Source organism: Singulisphaera rosea, assembly GCF_054877945.1.
This window is the reverse complement of sequence record NZ_JBTYIP020000006.1, coordinates 390935-407550: the sequence shown is the minus strand read 5'-3', so window position 1 is coordinate 407550 and position 16616 is coordinate 390935. Positions and strand designations below refer to the sequence as shown.

General features: G+C 66.2%; 3 protein-coding genes. 2 read left to right on the top strand and 1 reads right to left on the bottom strand.

The window, feature by feature from the left end; translation table 11 throughout:
• Nucleotides 1–244 precede the first annotated feature (244 nt).
• Both ACYOEI_RS14395 and ACYOEI_RS14390 read left to right on the top strand, forming a co-directional pair.
• Nucleotides 245–1840: a methyltransferase regulatory domain-containing protein gene (locus ACYOEI_RS14395; RefSeq protein ID WP_462850198.1), complete on the top strand. Its 1596-nt coding sequence runs from the start codon at nt 245–247 to the stop codon at nt 1838–1840.
• A 354-nt stretch (nt 1841–2194) separates the two neighbouring features.
• Nucleotides 2195–4321, top strand: a complete 2127-nt coding sequence (locus ACYOEI_RS14390) for a hypothetical protein (protein WP_462850197.1) — start codon at nt 2195–2197, stop codon at nt 4319–4321.
• A 285-nt stretch (nt 4322–4606) separates the two neighbouring features.
• Here ACYOEI_RS14390 and ACYOEI_RS14385 read toward each other — a convergent pair whose 3' ends face one another.
• Nucleotides 4607–16282 (bottom strand): DUF1583 domain-containing protein, encoded by an 11676-nt coding sequence (locus ACYOEI_RS14385; protein WP_462850196.1) that lies wholly within the window; start codon nt 16280–16282, stop codon nt 4607–4609.
• Nucleotides 16283–16616: the final 334 nt, after the last annotated feature.

Genomic DNA, 16616 nt, shown 5'->3' with positions numbered 1-16616 from the left:
GCCCCCTCCAACGCGCATATGGAACGGACGCGAGACCCGAGCGACTCACAAGCGGTCCCGAAACCTGTTTTTTTCTTAAAAAACGGGTTTCTGATGCACTTGACCCCGACATCCCTTCCTGGATGTCGTCTCAGGTCATCTCCGTCAGCCGTATGCTCGAGTCCGGGTTTCCTCGACAGTCGTGTGGGTGAAAACAGAGTATCGAAGCAAGCATTAGATATGTCTGACGAGGGGAATACGTCTCATGTCGATCGACCAGCCAAGCAGCTACGATGAGATCCCCTACTCGGACCACTGCTTCCCGCACAGCCACGCCGATTACCTGGCCGCGCTCGGCCGGGTCTATGGGCTCGAGACCACGCCCGTCGAGCGTTGTCGGGTCCTCGAGCTCGGCTGCGCCGGGGGCGGGAACCTGATGCCGATGGCCCTCGAGTTCCCCGACGCCCAGTTCGTCGGGGTCGACCTCTCGCGGCGCCAGATCGAGGCCGGTCGGGCGGTCGTCGCGTCGCTCGACCTGGGCAACGTCGACCTGCGAACGCTGAGCATCACCGACATCGACGACACCTTCGGCCGGTTCGATTACATCATCTGCCACGGGGTCTTCTCGTGGGTCCCCGAGCCTGTTCGTGACAAGATCCTCTCGATCTGCGCCGAGAACCTCGCGCCGAACGGGATCGCCTACATCAGCTACAACACCTACCCGGGCTGGCACGCGAGGGGGATGGTCCGGGAGATGCTGGCCTACCACGTGAACCGTCCCACAGCGCCCTCGGCGCCGGCGGACGCCCTCGAGCGTGTCGATCGGGCCCGGTCGTTCCTCGAGGAGACGGTCCGGGTGATCCCGAACAAGGCGAGCGCCTTCGCGCGAATCCTCAGGACCGAGGAGGAGTTCATCCGAGGGGTCGCGAACTCCTACTTCTTCCACGAACACCTGGAAGAGACGAACCACCCGCTCTATTTCCACGACTTCATGAAGCTCGCGTCGGCCAAGGGGCTCGGCTTCCTCGCCGAGGCCCGGGCCCCCGGCCTGGTGGAACTCCTCCCGCCCGACGCCCTGGAACTCCTGGACCGTTGGGCCGAGGACGAGATCGCCCGCGAACAATACGCCGACTTCCTCTGCAACCGGACCTTCCGACGGACGTTGATCTATCACGAGCGCCTCGCTTCGAAGCAGCCACCTTCCCCGGACACCCTCTCGACCCTCTGGCTGAGCACGACGCTCCAGCCCGTCTCCGAACAGCCGGATGTCACCTCCGAGGCCCCCGAGGAGTTCCGCAGTCCGGACGGCTCGAGCGCCCTGACCACCAGCAACCCGCTCCTCAAGGCCGCCCTGATCGCGTTGCGCGACACGAGGCCCCACTCCCTCTCCTTCGACGACCTCTGGATGAGGGCCCAATCGCTGCTCGAGGGGCACCAATCCAAAGAAACGGGGCGAGACGTCGGCCCGCACGAGATCCGTGAAGCCCTCCTCCGCGGCTACCTGTCCAACCTGATCGACCTCCAGATCGCCCCGCACCGCCTCACGACCGAAATCTCCGAGCGCCCCTTCGCCAGCCCCCTCGCCCGCTTCCAGGCCGAGCAGGGCGAACGGGTCACCAACCTGCGACGACGAACCGTCGAGCTCGACGGGTTCGACCAACTCGTCCTCCGAACGCTCGACGGCACCAACGACCATGCGGCGATCCTCCGGTCCCTCATGGAACTCGCCGCGTCCGAGGAATTCACCATCTACGAGGGCGACGCGCCGATCCGCGACCTCGCGCGGATCGAGGCGATGTTTGGCGCCGAGATCGAACCCTGCCTCTCACGCCTGGCCAACCTCGCCCTCCTCGTCCGCTGACAGTCTCCGCACAGACCTACGGTACTCAACAAGTGCGCACCAATCGGTGTATCGGAGTGCGGACGCAACGAGCGACCGAGGAGCGGGTGTCATTGGACCTGCCTTAAGTACAACGATCCGACATCAGGCTAGGAACGGAACCGGGGTCTCGGAGCGCCACTCGTTCCTCATCATCCTCCGACCATAACAAAGCCATCGCCTCAGTGCAGAGCTCGCCACGTCGAGGTTCACCGGAGGCCGACCAGACAAGCTGTTTCCTCCATTTACCCTAAATTCACAACCTAACCCATCTCAAAACTCTACGGATACTTCCGACGCTCTTGTCCCTCACACGAAACGCCTGGTATGGTACAAATGAATGCTCCCATCTATGCCTCCACGTCAAGGATAGCCATGCGATACGCAATTGCCACGCTCGTCTTAATGGCCGCCGGTTGCTCGGGTTCTTCCCAAGTACCTGTTCAGGCTGAAATGAAGAAGGTGGCTGTCAAAGCTCATGACGTGGCTACGAACGCCCAAGTCGTTTCCCCGAAAGAGAAGCCGGTCCCTCAAGAAGACGCAAAATCCGCCCCGCAGGACGACGCAAAGTCCGACCCACAAGACGAGGCCGAATCTCCCCCGCAACGAAAGGCCACGCTTATTGCGAAGGTCGATGCCAAGCCCATCCCACAGGACGATGCCAAGGTCGCGCAGCGAGAACGCGAGCGGCTGGAGTGGCACCTGCGGACCAGCGTGGGCGCGTACGATAAGGTCGGGAAGAGAGATCCCCGCTGGGATAATCTGGCCCGCACGGCGATTGATCTGGCGATACGCCAAAGCTACGAACCTGGTTCCAAAATCACGACGGACCAGATCCTTCGGGCGGCGAAGGCAGCCAAGGATGCGGGCTGCGACGATCCCCTGGTGGCCCATCTCTACGACCGAATGTCTGGCGCCGATCCTGGCCTCGGGATCGAAAAGGCGGCCCGTCTCCAACGCGATTCAACCAAGGCCTATGCGGCGAGCCGTTATCCCGCATTCCGGCGGGCGGGAACGCTGGAATCCTTCGCCAACATGCTGATGAGTGTCCCCTCCGAGGATGACAGCATCAAGAACGAGATCAACACCACCCTCGACGCATCCCTTGCCATTCTCTCCGAGGGAGCGAAATCCGATGAACACAACGGGTTTTGGGCTGACCGATGGCTCGACGTTCTCATCAATACGATCAAGGATTACCGCAGGCTCGGCGTCGCTCCGGAAGCCGCCTATGAGCGGGTGGATGCGAAGATGGCGGGTATTCCTGAGCTTGAGGAGTTGCGATTACTAACCCGGGGTCGCTTCTGGTTCGATTATGGTTGGGAAGCCCGAACAAGAGCCTTCGCTCCCGAAGTCCCGGCCGATGGCTTCCGTCTGCTCGGTGAGCGCCTCACGATTTCCAAGGAGTCATTCGAAAAGGCGTGGGAACTCCGGCCCGAGAACGCCTCTGCGGCCACTTTCTTAATAGATATCGACAAATCCATTAACGGTGATCGCGACACGATGGAACTTTGGTTCGACCGCGCCATGAAGGCGGATGGAGACCGACGGAATGCGTGTGCGACGAAGCTCGATTGGCTCGATCCGAAGTGGCATGGCACCGTTGAAGAGATGGTCGCCTTCGGCCGCACTTGCCGCGACACAAAGAACTGGCGGGCCGGGATCACAATCCTCTGCGCCGATGCCCACCTGCGGGCCGCGTGTATGCCCGACCAGGATCAGAACGAATATCTGAAACTAGCCGAGGTCTGGGCCGACATCCAGTCCGTCTACGATGAGTACTTGAAGCACTACCCCGAGGATCATGTCGCCCGGAGCAAGTTTGCAACACTCTGTTTCCTGGGAGCCCACTACCGCGAGGCCGAGGTGCAGTACGTGGCGTTGGGGGACCATCTCACGCAATGGTCTGACTTCCCCTACTTCCCGCTCGGCCAGATGAAACAGAACCGAAAACGCAATGCGAAGGTTGTCATGGGCAAGGACGGGGTGATTGCATTCCCTGGCTGGCACTTCGTGGCCAGCACCTCTGGGGACGGCGAGTGGCGCGTCCATGCCCCCGCCGCGCTGCAACACAAGACGAGTCCAGGGATCCTCGGGCCCGACGAGTGCCGCACGTTTAGTTGCAGCGCCGAAGGGATCGCCTATGAATTCCGCGTCGAGGTCCTTCCGCCCGACATCCTCAAAGACGCCCCCGAGCGCATCCTCGAATCGGCCCGCTCCGCATCCTCCAAGGAGCGGGGCGTCAAACCTCGCGACCGGCGCGACACGCTCCTCGGGGCCCGCCCCGCGCAAGAGTACGACGCCGACGTCCCCGGGCCGAAACCGACGGTACGGCGGGTCAAGACGGTCGTCATCGGAAATTGCCTCTTCGAGCTTTCCGTGACGGGTGACAAGCGAGATTTGACGAGCCGATCGGCCGAAGAATTTTTTGCCTCATTCGCATATCAACCGAAGTCGGAGTGACCCCTTCTGCCACGACAATGCAGTCGATGCCCGAGAGTGGCGAATTGTAATATCTTGGGGCTTACAGCGTCTCCCACGATACCTCCTTCTCGCTCCGCCGGGCATTCCAAATCGGTGATGCGGGTGCGGACTCGGGTACCACGGGTTGGTACTCCACCCCGCGGCACCCGAGACTTCCGTCTTCCACCGATTTCGCCATCTGAGACTACCCTCGAAGGGAGGGCAAGCCCGCTGTCGGCCCGAGGCACCGTCGTCGGCATACTCCCACTCTCGACCGCCGTCCGATCAAGGTTGCTTCTCGAGGCCCTTGGGGAGCGCCCGAGGCCAGTCGCCGCGATAGGTCACGTTGCGGACCCGCGCCTCGGTCTCGTCGGCGTAGTGGAAGAAGCCGAAGCCTCGTTGATTCGAGGGCTCGAGGGCTCGCTCGTAGACGAGCTCGCCGTTAACGCGGAGGGCGATCTTGTTGCCGGTGAGGGATAGGGCCGCCTTGTTCCACTCCTTGGGCTTTAGCGGGAGCGAGCTGGGCCCCTTGCGACATTCCGGCTCGACGGACGAGTTGTCGGGCGAGAGGCCGGTGCGCTCGTACTGGGCGTCGGTCAGCCAGTGGACTTTGACGCCATCGGGCTCGAGGAGGAATGCCAGGCGGTCGATCGCAGGGTGGGTCATCGTCTGGGATGGCTCGTAGTAGAACTCGTAGGCGATTTCACCGTCCTCGAGCATCGGCCGGTGGTAGCGGAGCACGCTCTCGAGCTTGCTGCCGGGGGTGTCGTCCCGATGCCTGCCGGAGATCTCGTCGCCGCGCTTGTCCCAGTCGGGGTTGTCGCCCGTGACCAATTCTCCATACTCGTCGGCCCTCCAGCCGGTCAGGTCGGGGAGGCTCGAGAGCTGGAGCGTGTCGGGGATCGTCGGCTGGCCCGTGATCTCGACATTTCGAGCGCCCCCGGTCGCGTTCGCGGGGCTGTGGAATGCCAGCCAGGGGTCGCACTCGGCGGGCAAAGACGACTGGAAGACCTGGCGGCCGTTCACGAACGAGGTCATCCGGCCCCCCTTGACCGTGAGGCGGTACTTGTACCAGTCGCCGGTCTTCTCGAGCGGAGGTGTGAGGAGGATGTCGGGGAGCGTGCGGCCGTACTGCGACCGCTCGAGGTGCTTCAGGTCGTTCTTGGGACCGACGATTACTCCGCCGTACGAGGCGCGGATCTCGCGCCCGGGGGCCAGGGCCAACTCGCAATCGAGCTGGAAATCGCCCCGGAGCGGGACGCCGAGATAGAGCATGTCATGGGCATGGCCGGGGTCGTGGGTGAACACCCCGTCGCGCAGACTCCACGAGGGGATCGGCTCGCCGGTCCCCCGGGTCTCCGCGCGGGCCTGGGTCACGCTCGCCCAGTTCGGGATCCCGGGATCGGCCCCGAACGCAACCGCGGGCGCGGGGGTCGAGGCCAAGGCCCGGCCCCTGGCGAGCACGTTCTTGACCTGGTGTTCCCACAGGGGCCTCGGCGACTTCTTCTGGGCCTGGCCGGCCATCGTCTCCAGCATCGCGAGCGTCTGTTCTCGCAAGGCGGGCCGAGCGACGGCACGACTGGCGACGACCAGGTCCGGCCATCGGACCCATTCGGGGTCGTCGGGCACGACTTTCTCGAGCATCGGCCTGAGTTCGACGAGGATCGACGCCGCCCTGGCGTCGTCCCCCTTGGCGATGGCGACGAGCGCGAGCAATGCGAGCTTGCCCCGACGGTTGGCGTCGCCCGGGGCATCGGCCTTCTCGAACTTCGCGGCTAACTCGTCGAGCTTGCCGAGCGCCGAGGCCGCGTCGACCAGTTCGATGGCCGGAGATCGGAGCTCACCGCCGGTTAGGATGCGGCCAGAGCTCGACGACTTCTCTGCGTCCTTCCCGGTCGGCGCGGGGTTCGTCGGGGTGAACTCACCCTGGAGGCGGAAGACCGGGTGGTCGTCGTTCGGGAGGACCCAATCCGAGAGGACCGCCAGGCGCGGCTCGGGTTCGAGCCCTCGGGACTTGCGGAGGATCTCGCCGACCTCGAGTCCCAGGTAGGGCTCGCCGATGATGGCGTACCGGGCCCGGCGATCGGCCGCGCTTCCCTGCCCCGCCGAGCCGGAGGAGACCAGGTCCGTGCGCCGGTCCTCGGGCAAGGTCTCGGGCCAACGGCCGCGCAGGACGACCTTGCGGATCTGGACCGAGGTCTTGCCCTTGTCATGATAGACGCCGATCTGGCGGCTATTCGTCGGCTCGAGGACGCGTCGGTAGATTTCCTGCCCGTTCAAACTCAGCGTGACCGCGTCGCCGTCCAGGGCGATCTTCAAGGCGTTCCAGTCCCCGGCCTTCAGCGGGAGCTTGCCCGAGCCCCGGCGATTCTCGGGCTCGTCCGCCACGTTGTCGGCCGAGACACCCGAGGGGTCCTCCAGGCCGATGGTCATCCAGTGCAGCCGCACGCCCTCGGGCTCGAGCAGGAAGGCGAGCCGATCCATCGCCGGGTGGCCAATGACCTGGTCGGGCTCATAGTAGAACTCATATTCGAGGACGTCCCCGTCGCGGAGCGGCCGGAAATAGTAGAGCCGGCTCTGGGTCGAGGGGGCCCCTTCGACGGAGATCCTCGCGTTGGGTCGGACCGCCCCCAGCGATCGACGGCCTCGGATGACGCCGTCCACGGACGACCAGTCGTAGTCGTCGGGATTGATCGGGGTCTTCACGGCGGACTTGGCCCGAATACTCGAGCGTGACGGTCGACCGGGGAGGGCCAGCCGGGCCGTCGACGGGTCCACGCCGCTCGTGAGTCGTAACGGTTGAGTCTCGTTGTAGAAGGCGGTAACCCACCCTTCGAGCGCGGAGCCGTGGCTGAGCGGGACCTCGCGAGGGATGGTCGGGTTTCCCGAGATCGACACATGATCCCAGACCGATTGCTGCGTGCCGGCCGTCATCAGCCCGACCCAGGGGCTGGTCGGACTCGGGTCGTCGTCCTCGAAGGCGAGGTGGCCGTTGACGAGGTAACGGGTACGCCCCGGCGCGACCTGGACCGTGAGCGTGTTCAGGTCGTTCTGGCGGATCAGACCCGCGGGGGTCACGGTCTCGTTATGGCTGACGGGGAAAACGCGGAGGCCCACAGTTTGCGGGAGGAAGGAGAGAATAAGGCCTTGCGACGAAACGCCGGGCGACTCCATCGGGCCCGCATAGGCATCGACCGAGAACTCATAAGTTCCCGCAAGCGGGTAATCAAATAAGAGAAAATCGCTGTCAGGTCCGGCCAGATGGGCGACCATCCCTCCGTGGGCGATCCACAGCGGAGAGGCCCCCACTTCGTTGTAGGGCGAGTAAAAGGCCGCGCGACTACTGGCCGGGTGCCAATGTCCCGATCCGAGGCCGAGCCGGGCCAACATCGCCTTGGACCCTTCGCGAGCCGCTCGGGCCGCCGCGACCTTTCGGCGGAGTTGGGGCAAGCCCATGACGTTTGAGGACAGCCTCGCACGTACGACGAGGACGTCGGCAAGCCGAAGGCCGAGGTCGCGCAACTCGGGGTCCTCGCATCCCAACAGGGAGTGGGCCACTTCATAGTCGGTCCAGTGGAACGTCAACGGTTTCGGGCGATCGCGGACGATTCCCGGGGCGGGCGGCACATCATTGGGCCCCTGCCTGGCCTCGTGCTCCTTGACCAACGCATCGATCTTCGCCGCGATCTGCGGCTTCGTGGCGGCCCCTTGGCCGCGACGGAGCTCGACCAGGATCTGCAGCCCCTCGGCGTTCTCGACTTTCTGCTGGACGGCGGTTGCGCATTCGGCCGCGAGGGCGTCGAGCGTCCCAATTTCGCGGGCCGCCTCGATCAGGGACGACGCAGTGCTGACGACCTCGTCGACCCTCGAGGCCGGAGGGCTGGCCGGCGAATTCGACTTCCCGAGGAAGAGGGCCGGCGGCTCATCCTTCGAACCGAGGGTCGCGAGCATCCGGACGACCCGCCGCGTCGATGTTGGCATCGTCCAGCCCTTGAGCGTCTCGTATCGGACCTTGGCAGGCTGGCGGGCGAGGTGCTGATCGAGCTGGATCAGCACACTCCCCAAGGGAGGGTCTCCCCCCGAGTAGGCCGGGGCGTCGACGAACCGCCCCAGCGATTCGAGCGCATCGCCCCAGACGCCGGCGCGGGCGTATTCGGAGGCGACCCTCTGGAGCCCGAGCTTGCGTTGGTAGGTGGGGTAGTCGCCGTTATAGCGGGAATAAAATCGGTCGATCGAATCCAGGTAGTCGCCGAGCCGCTTACGCCCCCCTTCGAGATCCCCTCGCTCGAGTTGCCGACGGGCCAGGAGCGTCAATAACGTCTGGAGAGGTTCATTCGAACTGGTTACGTTCTGGAACGCTTCCATGGCAACGTCGAGCACGCCAATCGCCGTCGCGGACGTTTCGGAACGCGATAAGGCCGGCAGCGCCGCGTGGCAGGCGAACTCCGCCGAGGGTCGCAGGAGGTTTTGCGTCAGCCGTTCGCCGAGGGCTTTCAGGGAGGCGTTCGTCTCCGCGACATTCCCGAGCGCGAGCTCCAATTGAACGGCCAGGACCGTGGCGGGCAGGGCGGCCATCGGCTGGCCCCGGCGACGATCGATCGCCTGGTGGAGATCGTCCGCCTTGCCCGCCCGGACCGCCCAGGCGGCGAGCATCTCGCCGAGGCTCCTCGGGTTGTGGACCGTCCCCGCGTTCAGGGGCTGGGCATACACGAAGACCTCCGCCGGGCGGCCCGAAGGCATCGCGACGTCGCGGAGCGTCTGATAGACGAGGTCGTCCGGCGCTTTGTGGCGACGCCAGACCCCTTCGATCTCGACGAGTTGTGCGATGACTCGCGGAGTGATCGCATCGATGGGCTCGTTGTCACCCCCCACCCTCCGGACGACCCGGGTATTCTCCTGGTTGGTCATGTTGGGCACGGGCGGCCCCCCTTCGAGCGCCTCGCGGACGGCGCGGAGGCTGAGCTCGGACAGCCCGTGTTCGGCGGCGAGCTTCGCGATCTGCATGGCCTGCTCGAAGCGGTCGAGCGTGAGGATCGGCACGTTCGCCGACCGAGCGTCCTTGACCGTCGCCGGACCAACGACGACGCCGGTCGCAGGGGTTTCCATGACCGCGGCCGGGGCTTGGAACGAGGTACGGCGGATCACGGCCTTCGTCGAGGCCGGGGCCGGGGCGGGGGCGGGGGCGGGGGCAGGGACAGGAGCCGGGTTCGCGGGCACCGGGACGGCTCTTTTCTTCGTACCGACCTCGCGGGCGAGGATCACGTCGAGCATCCGCGCCCAGGCCGCCTCGGCCCCTTTCTTGTCGCCATGGTCGAGGGCCCGTTGCCCCTGCTCGCGGAGGATCGCGAAGAACCAGCGGTGGTCGGCCTGCCGGCGGGCAGCCTCGACGGCACGGGCCGTGTATCGATCGATCGACTCACGGGCCGAGTCTCGGTCTCCGGCGGCCCTGGCGACGAGCCAGAGCGGGATCTGTCGCGCCGCCTCGAGCCGCTGCCGGGCATTCGCCCGCGCCCCGGCCGGGAGCGGGTCGAGCGGCTTGCTCTCGACCAGCACGTCCAGGCCCTTGAGGGAGGCGAGGATCCGATCGTGGTCCCCCCCCGCGATCGCGGCGAGGGCCGAAGCGATCGCCACCGAGAAATCTTCGGGATATCGCTCACGCAACGACTTCAACGTCGCTTCGATCGGCGCGAGCCGTTCGGGGACTCGGGCACAGGCGACGATCGACTCGGCGAACAGGCTCTTGACGGCGGACTTGTCGAGGTCTCGGGGATGGACCAGGAGGACCAGGTCGACGGCCTGGTCGCGAGGAGTGGCTTTCGTTTTCGAGGGGGAAGTCTCCCCCGCCTTCGGGGCCGAGTCGCCGGCAAGTGTCGGCTTGAGCAGACGCCCGACGGTCTCCACGAGCTGGTCGCCTTCCAACGCTTGCAGCGCCCTGGTCAACCCTTCGCGGGCCTGGACGACGATCTCCTCGCGGTTGCCGATGTAGTTGGGGGCGTCGGCCCCCATCGATTCGCCGAGGGCGATCGACTCGCTGAAGAGGGGGATGGCCCCGGCCGTGTCGCCGAGAGAGACGAGCTCCCCGGCGGCGGAGGCCAGCCCTTGCATCCTCATCTGTTGAACATAGTCTTCATTATACCCATCATATAGCCTCGGTTTCGCGAACGAGAGCAAGGTCCGCCGGGCGTCCTCCTTGCGCCCTTCCTTCTCGTAGATGCGGACCAGCCGCTTCACGGGGCTGCTGTCAAAACGAAGGAAGGCGTAGGGGTCGTCGCTGCGTTCGGTCAGGCATCCTTCGTAGACGGCCGTCGCCAGGTCTCGCGTCGGGCCGTAGTTCTCGAGCTCGCCGCCGATGATCCCGAGCGCGATCGGCATCGACGCCTCGGTCTCCTTGAAGTGCTTGAGCAGCTCCCCCACGAGTTTTCGGGCCTCGTCGAACTTGCCGACCCGGCAGTCGATCAAGGCGGAGATGGCCTTGCCCGCCTCCCAGCCCGGCAGCTTGGCCCGGGCGGCGTCGACTTCGCCGGCGAGCTCGTCAAGCTTGCCCTGGCTGGCGGCCAGGTCGAGGATCCGAGAGACCACGCCGTTCATCCGGCCGTCGGCGCCATAGGAGACGAGGTTCTGGAAGGTCGACCACTGGTTCACGGCGACGAAGGACCCGGGCTCGGGGAGGATTGCTTGCCGGGCGTAGGTGTAGGTCTCGGGGAGCTGCCAGAACTCGTCGCGGCGGATGTAGGTGATCAGTTCCATGCGTTCCTGGGGGAAGGCGTCCCAGGCCTTGCGGAACAGGCTCATGGCCCTGTCACGCAGCCGCTCGTTGTTCATCACGTACTGGATCAGGTTCGTGACATAGTAGGACTGGCCGAGCGACTTGACGTCGAGCTCCTCGAGCAACGTGACGAGGTCTTCGATCCGGTTCGCCTGCTGGAAGGCGTTCTGGATCTGGTAATAGTTCCTCGCGAACAGCCCCGGTTCCTTCTTGAGCGCGGCCTTGTAGTGCTCGATCGCCTCGGCCGGCTGGTTGTCCTGGACGAACTGGGTCGCGATCTGGTATCGCAAGTTGGCGTCGTCGGGGCGGAGCTTCGCGATCGTCGTCAGCTCGGCGCGGGCCTTGTCACGCTGGCCGTCGGCCTTGTAGTAGTCGGCCAGGGCCTGGTGGAGCTGGATCGCGTTCGGCGCGCGGACGAGCTGCTCGTTGACCCGTTCGATCATCGACTTGAGCCGCCCCGACCGGGCGAGGACCTGGACGGCCGAGGTCCGGGCCGCGTCGGGATCGTCGGAATTGTAGACGTAAGGATTACTATTACGGACGCCGGAGGTGCTCCGGAGGATCTGGAGCGCGACCTGGATCGCCGTGTCCGCCTTGTCCTGCCGCTGGTACTGGAGCATCAGGCCGACGAGGGCCGAGGCCTTGCCGCCCGCGCGGCGTCGGGCGCGGGCGAGGACGGACTCGGCCAGGTCGTGCATCCCGAGCTGGTTCATCTGGCTAGCGAGCCGGACCTGGGTGTCGGTGTCGAGTCGGAGCCCGAACAGACGCTCGGCGGCGTTCCGGGCGCGTTCGAGGCTGCCCGTCAGGACCGCGAGCCGCAGGGCCTGCTCCTCCCGGCGCTGCATCGTGGCGTTGTCGAGGGGCTTGACCGTGTCGACCATGGCGAGGGCGTCGGCCGCGTCTCCCCGCTTCTCGAGGAGCTCGGCCAGCACGAGCCTGAGGTCGGACTCGACCTTGGACGCCTCGGCGACCTTGGTGAACTCCGCGATCGCGGCGTCCTTGTCGTCGTCCCACCAGGCCAGGTAGCTGAGCGCCAGCCTCGGGTAGGTCGCGTCGGCCGCCGTCGGGGCGGCCTCGGCCTGCTCTCGGAAATGGTTATTGAGGTCGCTGGCCAGGTCGTCGCGCTTGTAGAGTTCATACGCCGTCCGGAGCAAGGTGATCGCCCCGGTGTCGTAATACTCATTCGGCAACGGGAATGGGAGCTGGACGTAGTTCGATTTGGAGCCGAGCCAGATGCTGTAATAAGGAGTCGAGCCCGGGGAATAACGGTTCCCGAAGCGCGAGGCGCGACCGTACTGGGGCTGCATCTCGTGCTTCCGCCGCGCCGAGGCCAGGTAGTGGTCGAGGAGCCGGAGGACGTCGCCGTACGCCTTCGCCGTCGCCCGGACGCTCATCGCCTGCCCCATCGAGTTCGCCGGCCCCTCGAAATAGAAGTTGCCCGACGAGTAGACGCCCGACGACTGGGCGGCCTGGAGCCGGTCGTACTTGTCGAAGAGTCGGAGCAGGCCGTCGACATCCCCGCGCTGCCCGGCGAGCCCGAAGATGGACGCGATCTGGCCGATCTGGTCGGCCGACTCGATCGACTCGCGATAGAGGCGGTCGCCGTCGCCGGCCCGCTTGGCTCGTTTCAGCTCGACCGCGACGTTGCTGATGACGGCCCCCTGCACCAGGTCGGGCCTCCGCTTGCGCAGGCCGTCGTAGCACGCCAGGACGTGGGCGACCTCTTCGGGTGCCAGCGCCGGGGTCCCGTCCTTGTCCTCGGTCCCCGGGGCGACGTAATACTGATTCCCCGAGCCGAACTGCCGGGCCCCGAGCGACGTCAGGTAGACCCAGAGGGCCGTCGGGTCCGAGGCGGCCTCGTGGCTCAGGGCACGGGCGGCCTCGTAGGCGTCGCGGTTCTCGTTCCGCATCGCGCAGAGGTAGTACCAATCCCAGAACGTCCGGGGGTCGCGGGGGGGCTTGTCCCTGGCCGTGCGGATCTCGGCCAGGACCTTGTCCTCCGCCGCCTTCCCCTTCTTGCCGGCGAGGCTCGAGAGCCAGCCGAGGGCCGCCATCCGGGCCTGCCCGAAGTCGGGAGGGGCCCAGGCCGAGGCCTGGGTCCGGCTCGAGGAGTAGTAGGGGCGAGTCTCGAGGCCCGTGGCCATCCGGATCTGCGAGACGGCGTTGATCCGATCCTGGAGCGGCGTCGACTGCATCGGTCCGAACCGCGAGGGGCGGGCGCCTGCCGCCTTGAGCTTCGGATCGCGTTTGCGGGCCTTGACGATCGCGCTCGAGTCGTCGTCGTCGGTGCGGAGCTCGAGCAGGGCCCGGAATCGAGTCGACGCGTCGTCGGGCTTCTCGAGCTTGGCCAGGGCCTCTCCTTCTCGATAGAGGGCCTCCCAGTCGTGCGGATCCTTGCGGACCATCGCCTCGGTGATCTCGAGGACCGCCTTCGCCTGGTCGTTGCCCAAGAGGCTGTCGATCGCCTGGAGAACGCGATGGGGCTCATTTTGCCCGGAGGCCATGCGCGTCCAGAGCCCCTGGGCCTCCTCGATGTCGCCGAAGCGGACGTAGAGGTACGCCAGGCGGGCCGACTCCTCGTCGCTCGGCGCGAGCTCGACGAACTGCTTCTGGTACTTCGCCGCCCCTTCGAGGTCCCCCTCCTCCTCCGCGAGCTTCGACAATTGCTTGAGCAACTGCGTATCGCGCGTATTGCTCGCCAGGAGCCGTTCGAGCTCGGAGCGGGCCATGCCGAGGTCGCCCGAGCTTGCGTATGCCTGGGCCAGGCAGATCGCCAGCTCGCGCTGGAGCCGTTGGTCCTGGGCTTCTCCTTGCTCGCGTTGGAGCCGGGCGAGGAGCCGGTCGAACTGGTTGCGCTGGAGATAGAGGTCGGTCAGGCGGGGCACCACGCCGATCTTCCCGTCGAGGTCTTCGGTCTTCTCGAAGGCGCGCCAGTAGATTTCGATCGCCTCTTCGGTGCGGAACTGGCCGGCGAGATTCTCGGCCAGGGTGAGGATGACCTTGGGCTCGTTGGGGTTGATCCGCACGGCCCGGCGCAGGGCGTCGAGTCCCTCGTCGTTGCGCCCGAGCTGGAGGCAAAGCCCGGCGTAGAACTCGTAGTGCTCGGGGTTCCCGGGTGCCGCGGCGATGAGGTCGCGGCCGGCCTTGAGGGCCTGGTCGACCCGCCCGAGCCTCGCCTCGAGCTTGGCGACTCCGGTCAGGTACTCGGAGCGGTTGCGGCGGTCGAGGTCCGCGAGCTTGCGGAACGCGTCGGCCGCGTCGCCGAGTTGCCCGGCCGACTCGCGGAGCCGGGCCGCCAGGGCCCATGCCCGGACCGATCGGGGATCGACCTCGATCGCCCGATTCACCGCGACGTTCGCCTCGGGGAGCTTGCCGTCGGCCTCGAGGTAGCGGGCCAGGCGGCCCAGGCGATCGGGGGCCGGCTTCTCCGCGTCGAGCTCCTTGCGGAGTTCCTCGACCCGTGCCGCGACCTTGGCACCGGCGAGGTCGTTCTTGACCTGGGCCTCGAGGGCCGCCGACCTCTCTTCGTCGTTGTCGGCCAGCCTCTCGGCGACGTCGAGCTGCGCCCTGGCCTCGTCGTACCGTTCAGACCGGTGGAGCATCTCGGCGAACTTGGACCGCAGGGCGAAGTCGTCGCCGTCGAGCGGGATCGCCTCGGTCATCGGCGGGATCGCCTGCGTGAGGTAGCCGAACCCGGCGAGGACCTCGGCCAAACGCACCAGGTTCTTGGCGTTGCGGTTCGGCCCTTCGGCGATCTTGCGCCAGGTCGCGAGGGCCTCGTCGGAACGCTTCAGCGCATGGAGATACTCACCGAGATACTCGCGGTACTGCGGGTCGGCCGGGGCGAGCTCGATGGCCTTGCGATAAAGCTCGAGTGCTCCGTCGACCAGCTCCGCCTGTCGAAACAGGTCGGCGACCTGGGCGACGATCACGGGGTCCTTGGGCCTGGCCTCGAGGAGCCTCCGCCAGACGACCGCGGCGTCGGCCTTGCGAGTGGCCTCGGCCTTCGCGGTGTCGCGCAGGAGCAATCCACCCCAGTCCCTCAGGGTGTCGGGGTTGTTCGGCTCGGCCTTGTCCATCGCCTCGTACTGGGCGGCCGCGTCGGCGAACTTCTGGTCCTGGACGAGCTGGCCGATGAGCGCGAGCCGAAGCTCACGACGCGAGGGGGCGAGCTTGATCGCCTTCTCGTACCAACCGCGTGCCTCGCCGAGCCTCCCCTGGGCCGCCAGGGCCTTGCCGAGGCGGACGAGGGCCTCGACGTCCTCGGGATTCTTCCGGATCCAGCGCTCGTAGTAGGCGGCGAGGCCCGCCTGGTCGTCGTTCCGGAGGAAGACCTCGTCGATCTTGCGCCGGACTTCGCGATAGAGCCAACTGTCGGGGCGAAGCTTGGACAGGAGCGACTCGAAGTCGCGGAGCGCGGGCTCGGACCGTCCCAGGCGGACCTTGAGGTCGGCCGCGGTCATCGCGAGTTGGGCCTGTCGGAACGGGTCCTTGCTCGAACCGGCCAGGGCCTCGTAACGCGGCAAGGCCTGCTCGGCCTGCCCTTCTTCGGCGAGGGCCGAGGCGATCTGCTCGCGGACCCGAGGGTCGGCGGGGAAGAGCGCCTCGAGGCGGCCCCAGACCGCCAGCGCCTCCTTGGTCTTCTGCGCCCGCTGATACACCCGGCCGAGCGCCTGGAAGATCTCGAGCAAGTCGTTCCGCTTCGGCTTCCGCTCGATCGACCGTTCGAACGCCACCGCCGCGTCATCGGGCTGGCCGACGAGGACGAGCGCCTGCCCCAGGTAATACGAGGGCATCGGGTCGTCGGGGCGGGCCTCCTCGGCGCGTCGGAACGCGGCGACCGCCGCGGCGTCCCGGCCTCGCTGCGATTCCAGGAGCCCGAGGACGAGCCAGCCGACCCCGTCCTTCGCATCCTTGGTAACGCGATCTTCATACTTCTTAATAAATAAATCGAGCGTGCCCCGCTCGACGTGATAGCCGAAAACCTTGTCGAGCGCCGTCCCTCGCCGGGGGTTCTTCTCGAGGAGCGTGAGGAACCGCTCCATCGCGAGTGCATCGCGACGGTCTTCCCCTTCCGCGTCGTTCGCCGGGGCCCGCTTCGGCGCAGGCCGCTGCGCGAAGACCGAAGAGGCGGGCAAGATCATGAATAAGAGGCTCGCGAGGAGAAGTCGGGGCGAGACACACCAATGCGACATGCTGATAGCCCTCTCGTCGAGATGTGCGCGAATCCACTTCGCAGGCTCGAGGGTGGCGGACGGCCGAGAGCGTCCGGAATCAGCAGGATAGCCGCCCCGAAATCGTTCGTCAAACCATTCAACAAGTCCGAGAACGATCTCCCTATTTCAAATGTCGCAGGTTTTCGATTGCGGTACGAATCTTTTCGGGTTAGCCTGTGAAAGTCGCGGTCGAGATCTCGACAAGGCGGCACCGGCGAGCGGCCGTGGCCTGGGCACAACTCCAGACTGCCCAGACAACCACACCCGCATAATATCGCCGGAATCCACAAGGCTTTCCGCCATTGACGTTTCG

Bases quoted from the DNA above. Each gene is read 5' to 3' on its own strand.
- ACYOEI_RS14395 (WP_462850198.1), top strand. From the start codon at position 245: ATGTCGATCGACCAGCCAAGCAGCTACGATGAGATCCCCTACTCGGAC.
- ACYOEI_RS14390 (WP_462850197.1), top strand. From the start codon at position 2,195: ATGAATGCTCCCATCTATGCCTCCACGTCAAGGATAGCCATGCGATAC.
- ACYOEI_RS14385 (WP_462850196.1), bottom strand. From the start codon at position 16,282: ATGTCGCATTGGTGTGTCTCGCCCCGACTTCTCCTCGCGAGCCTCTTA.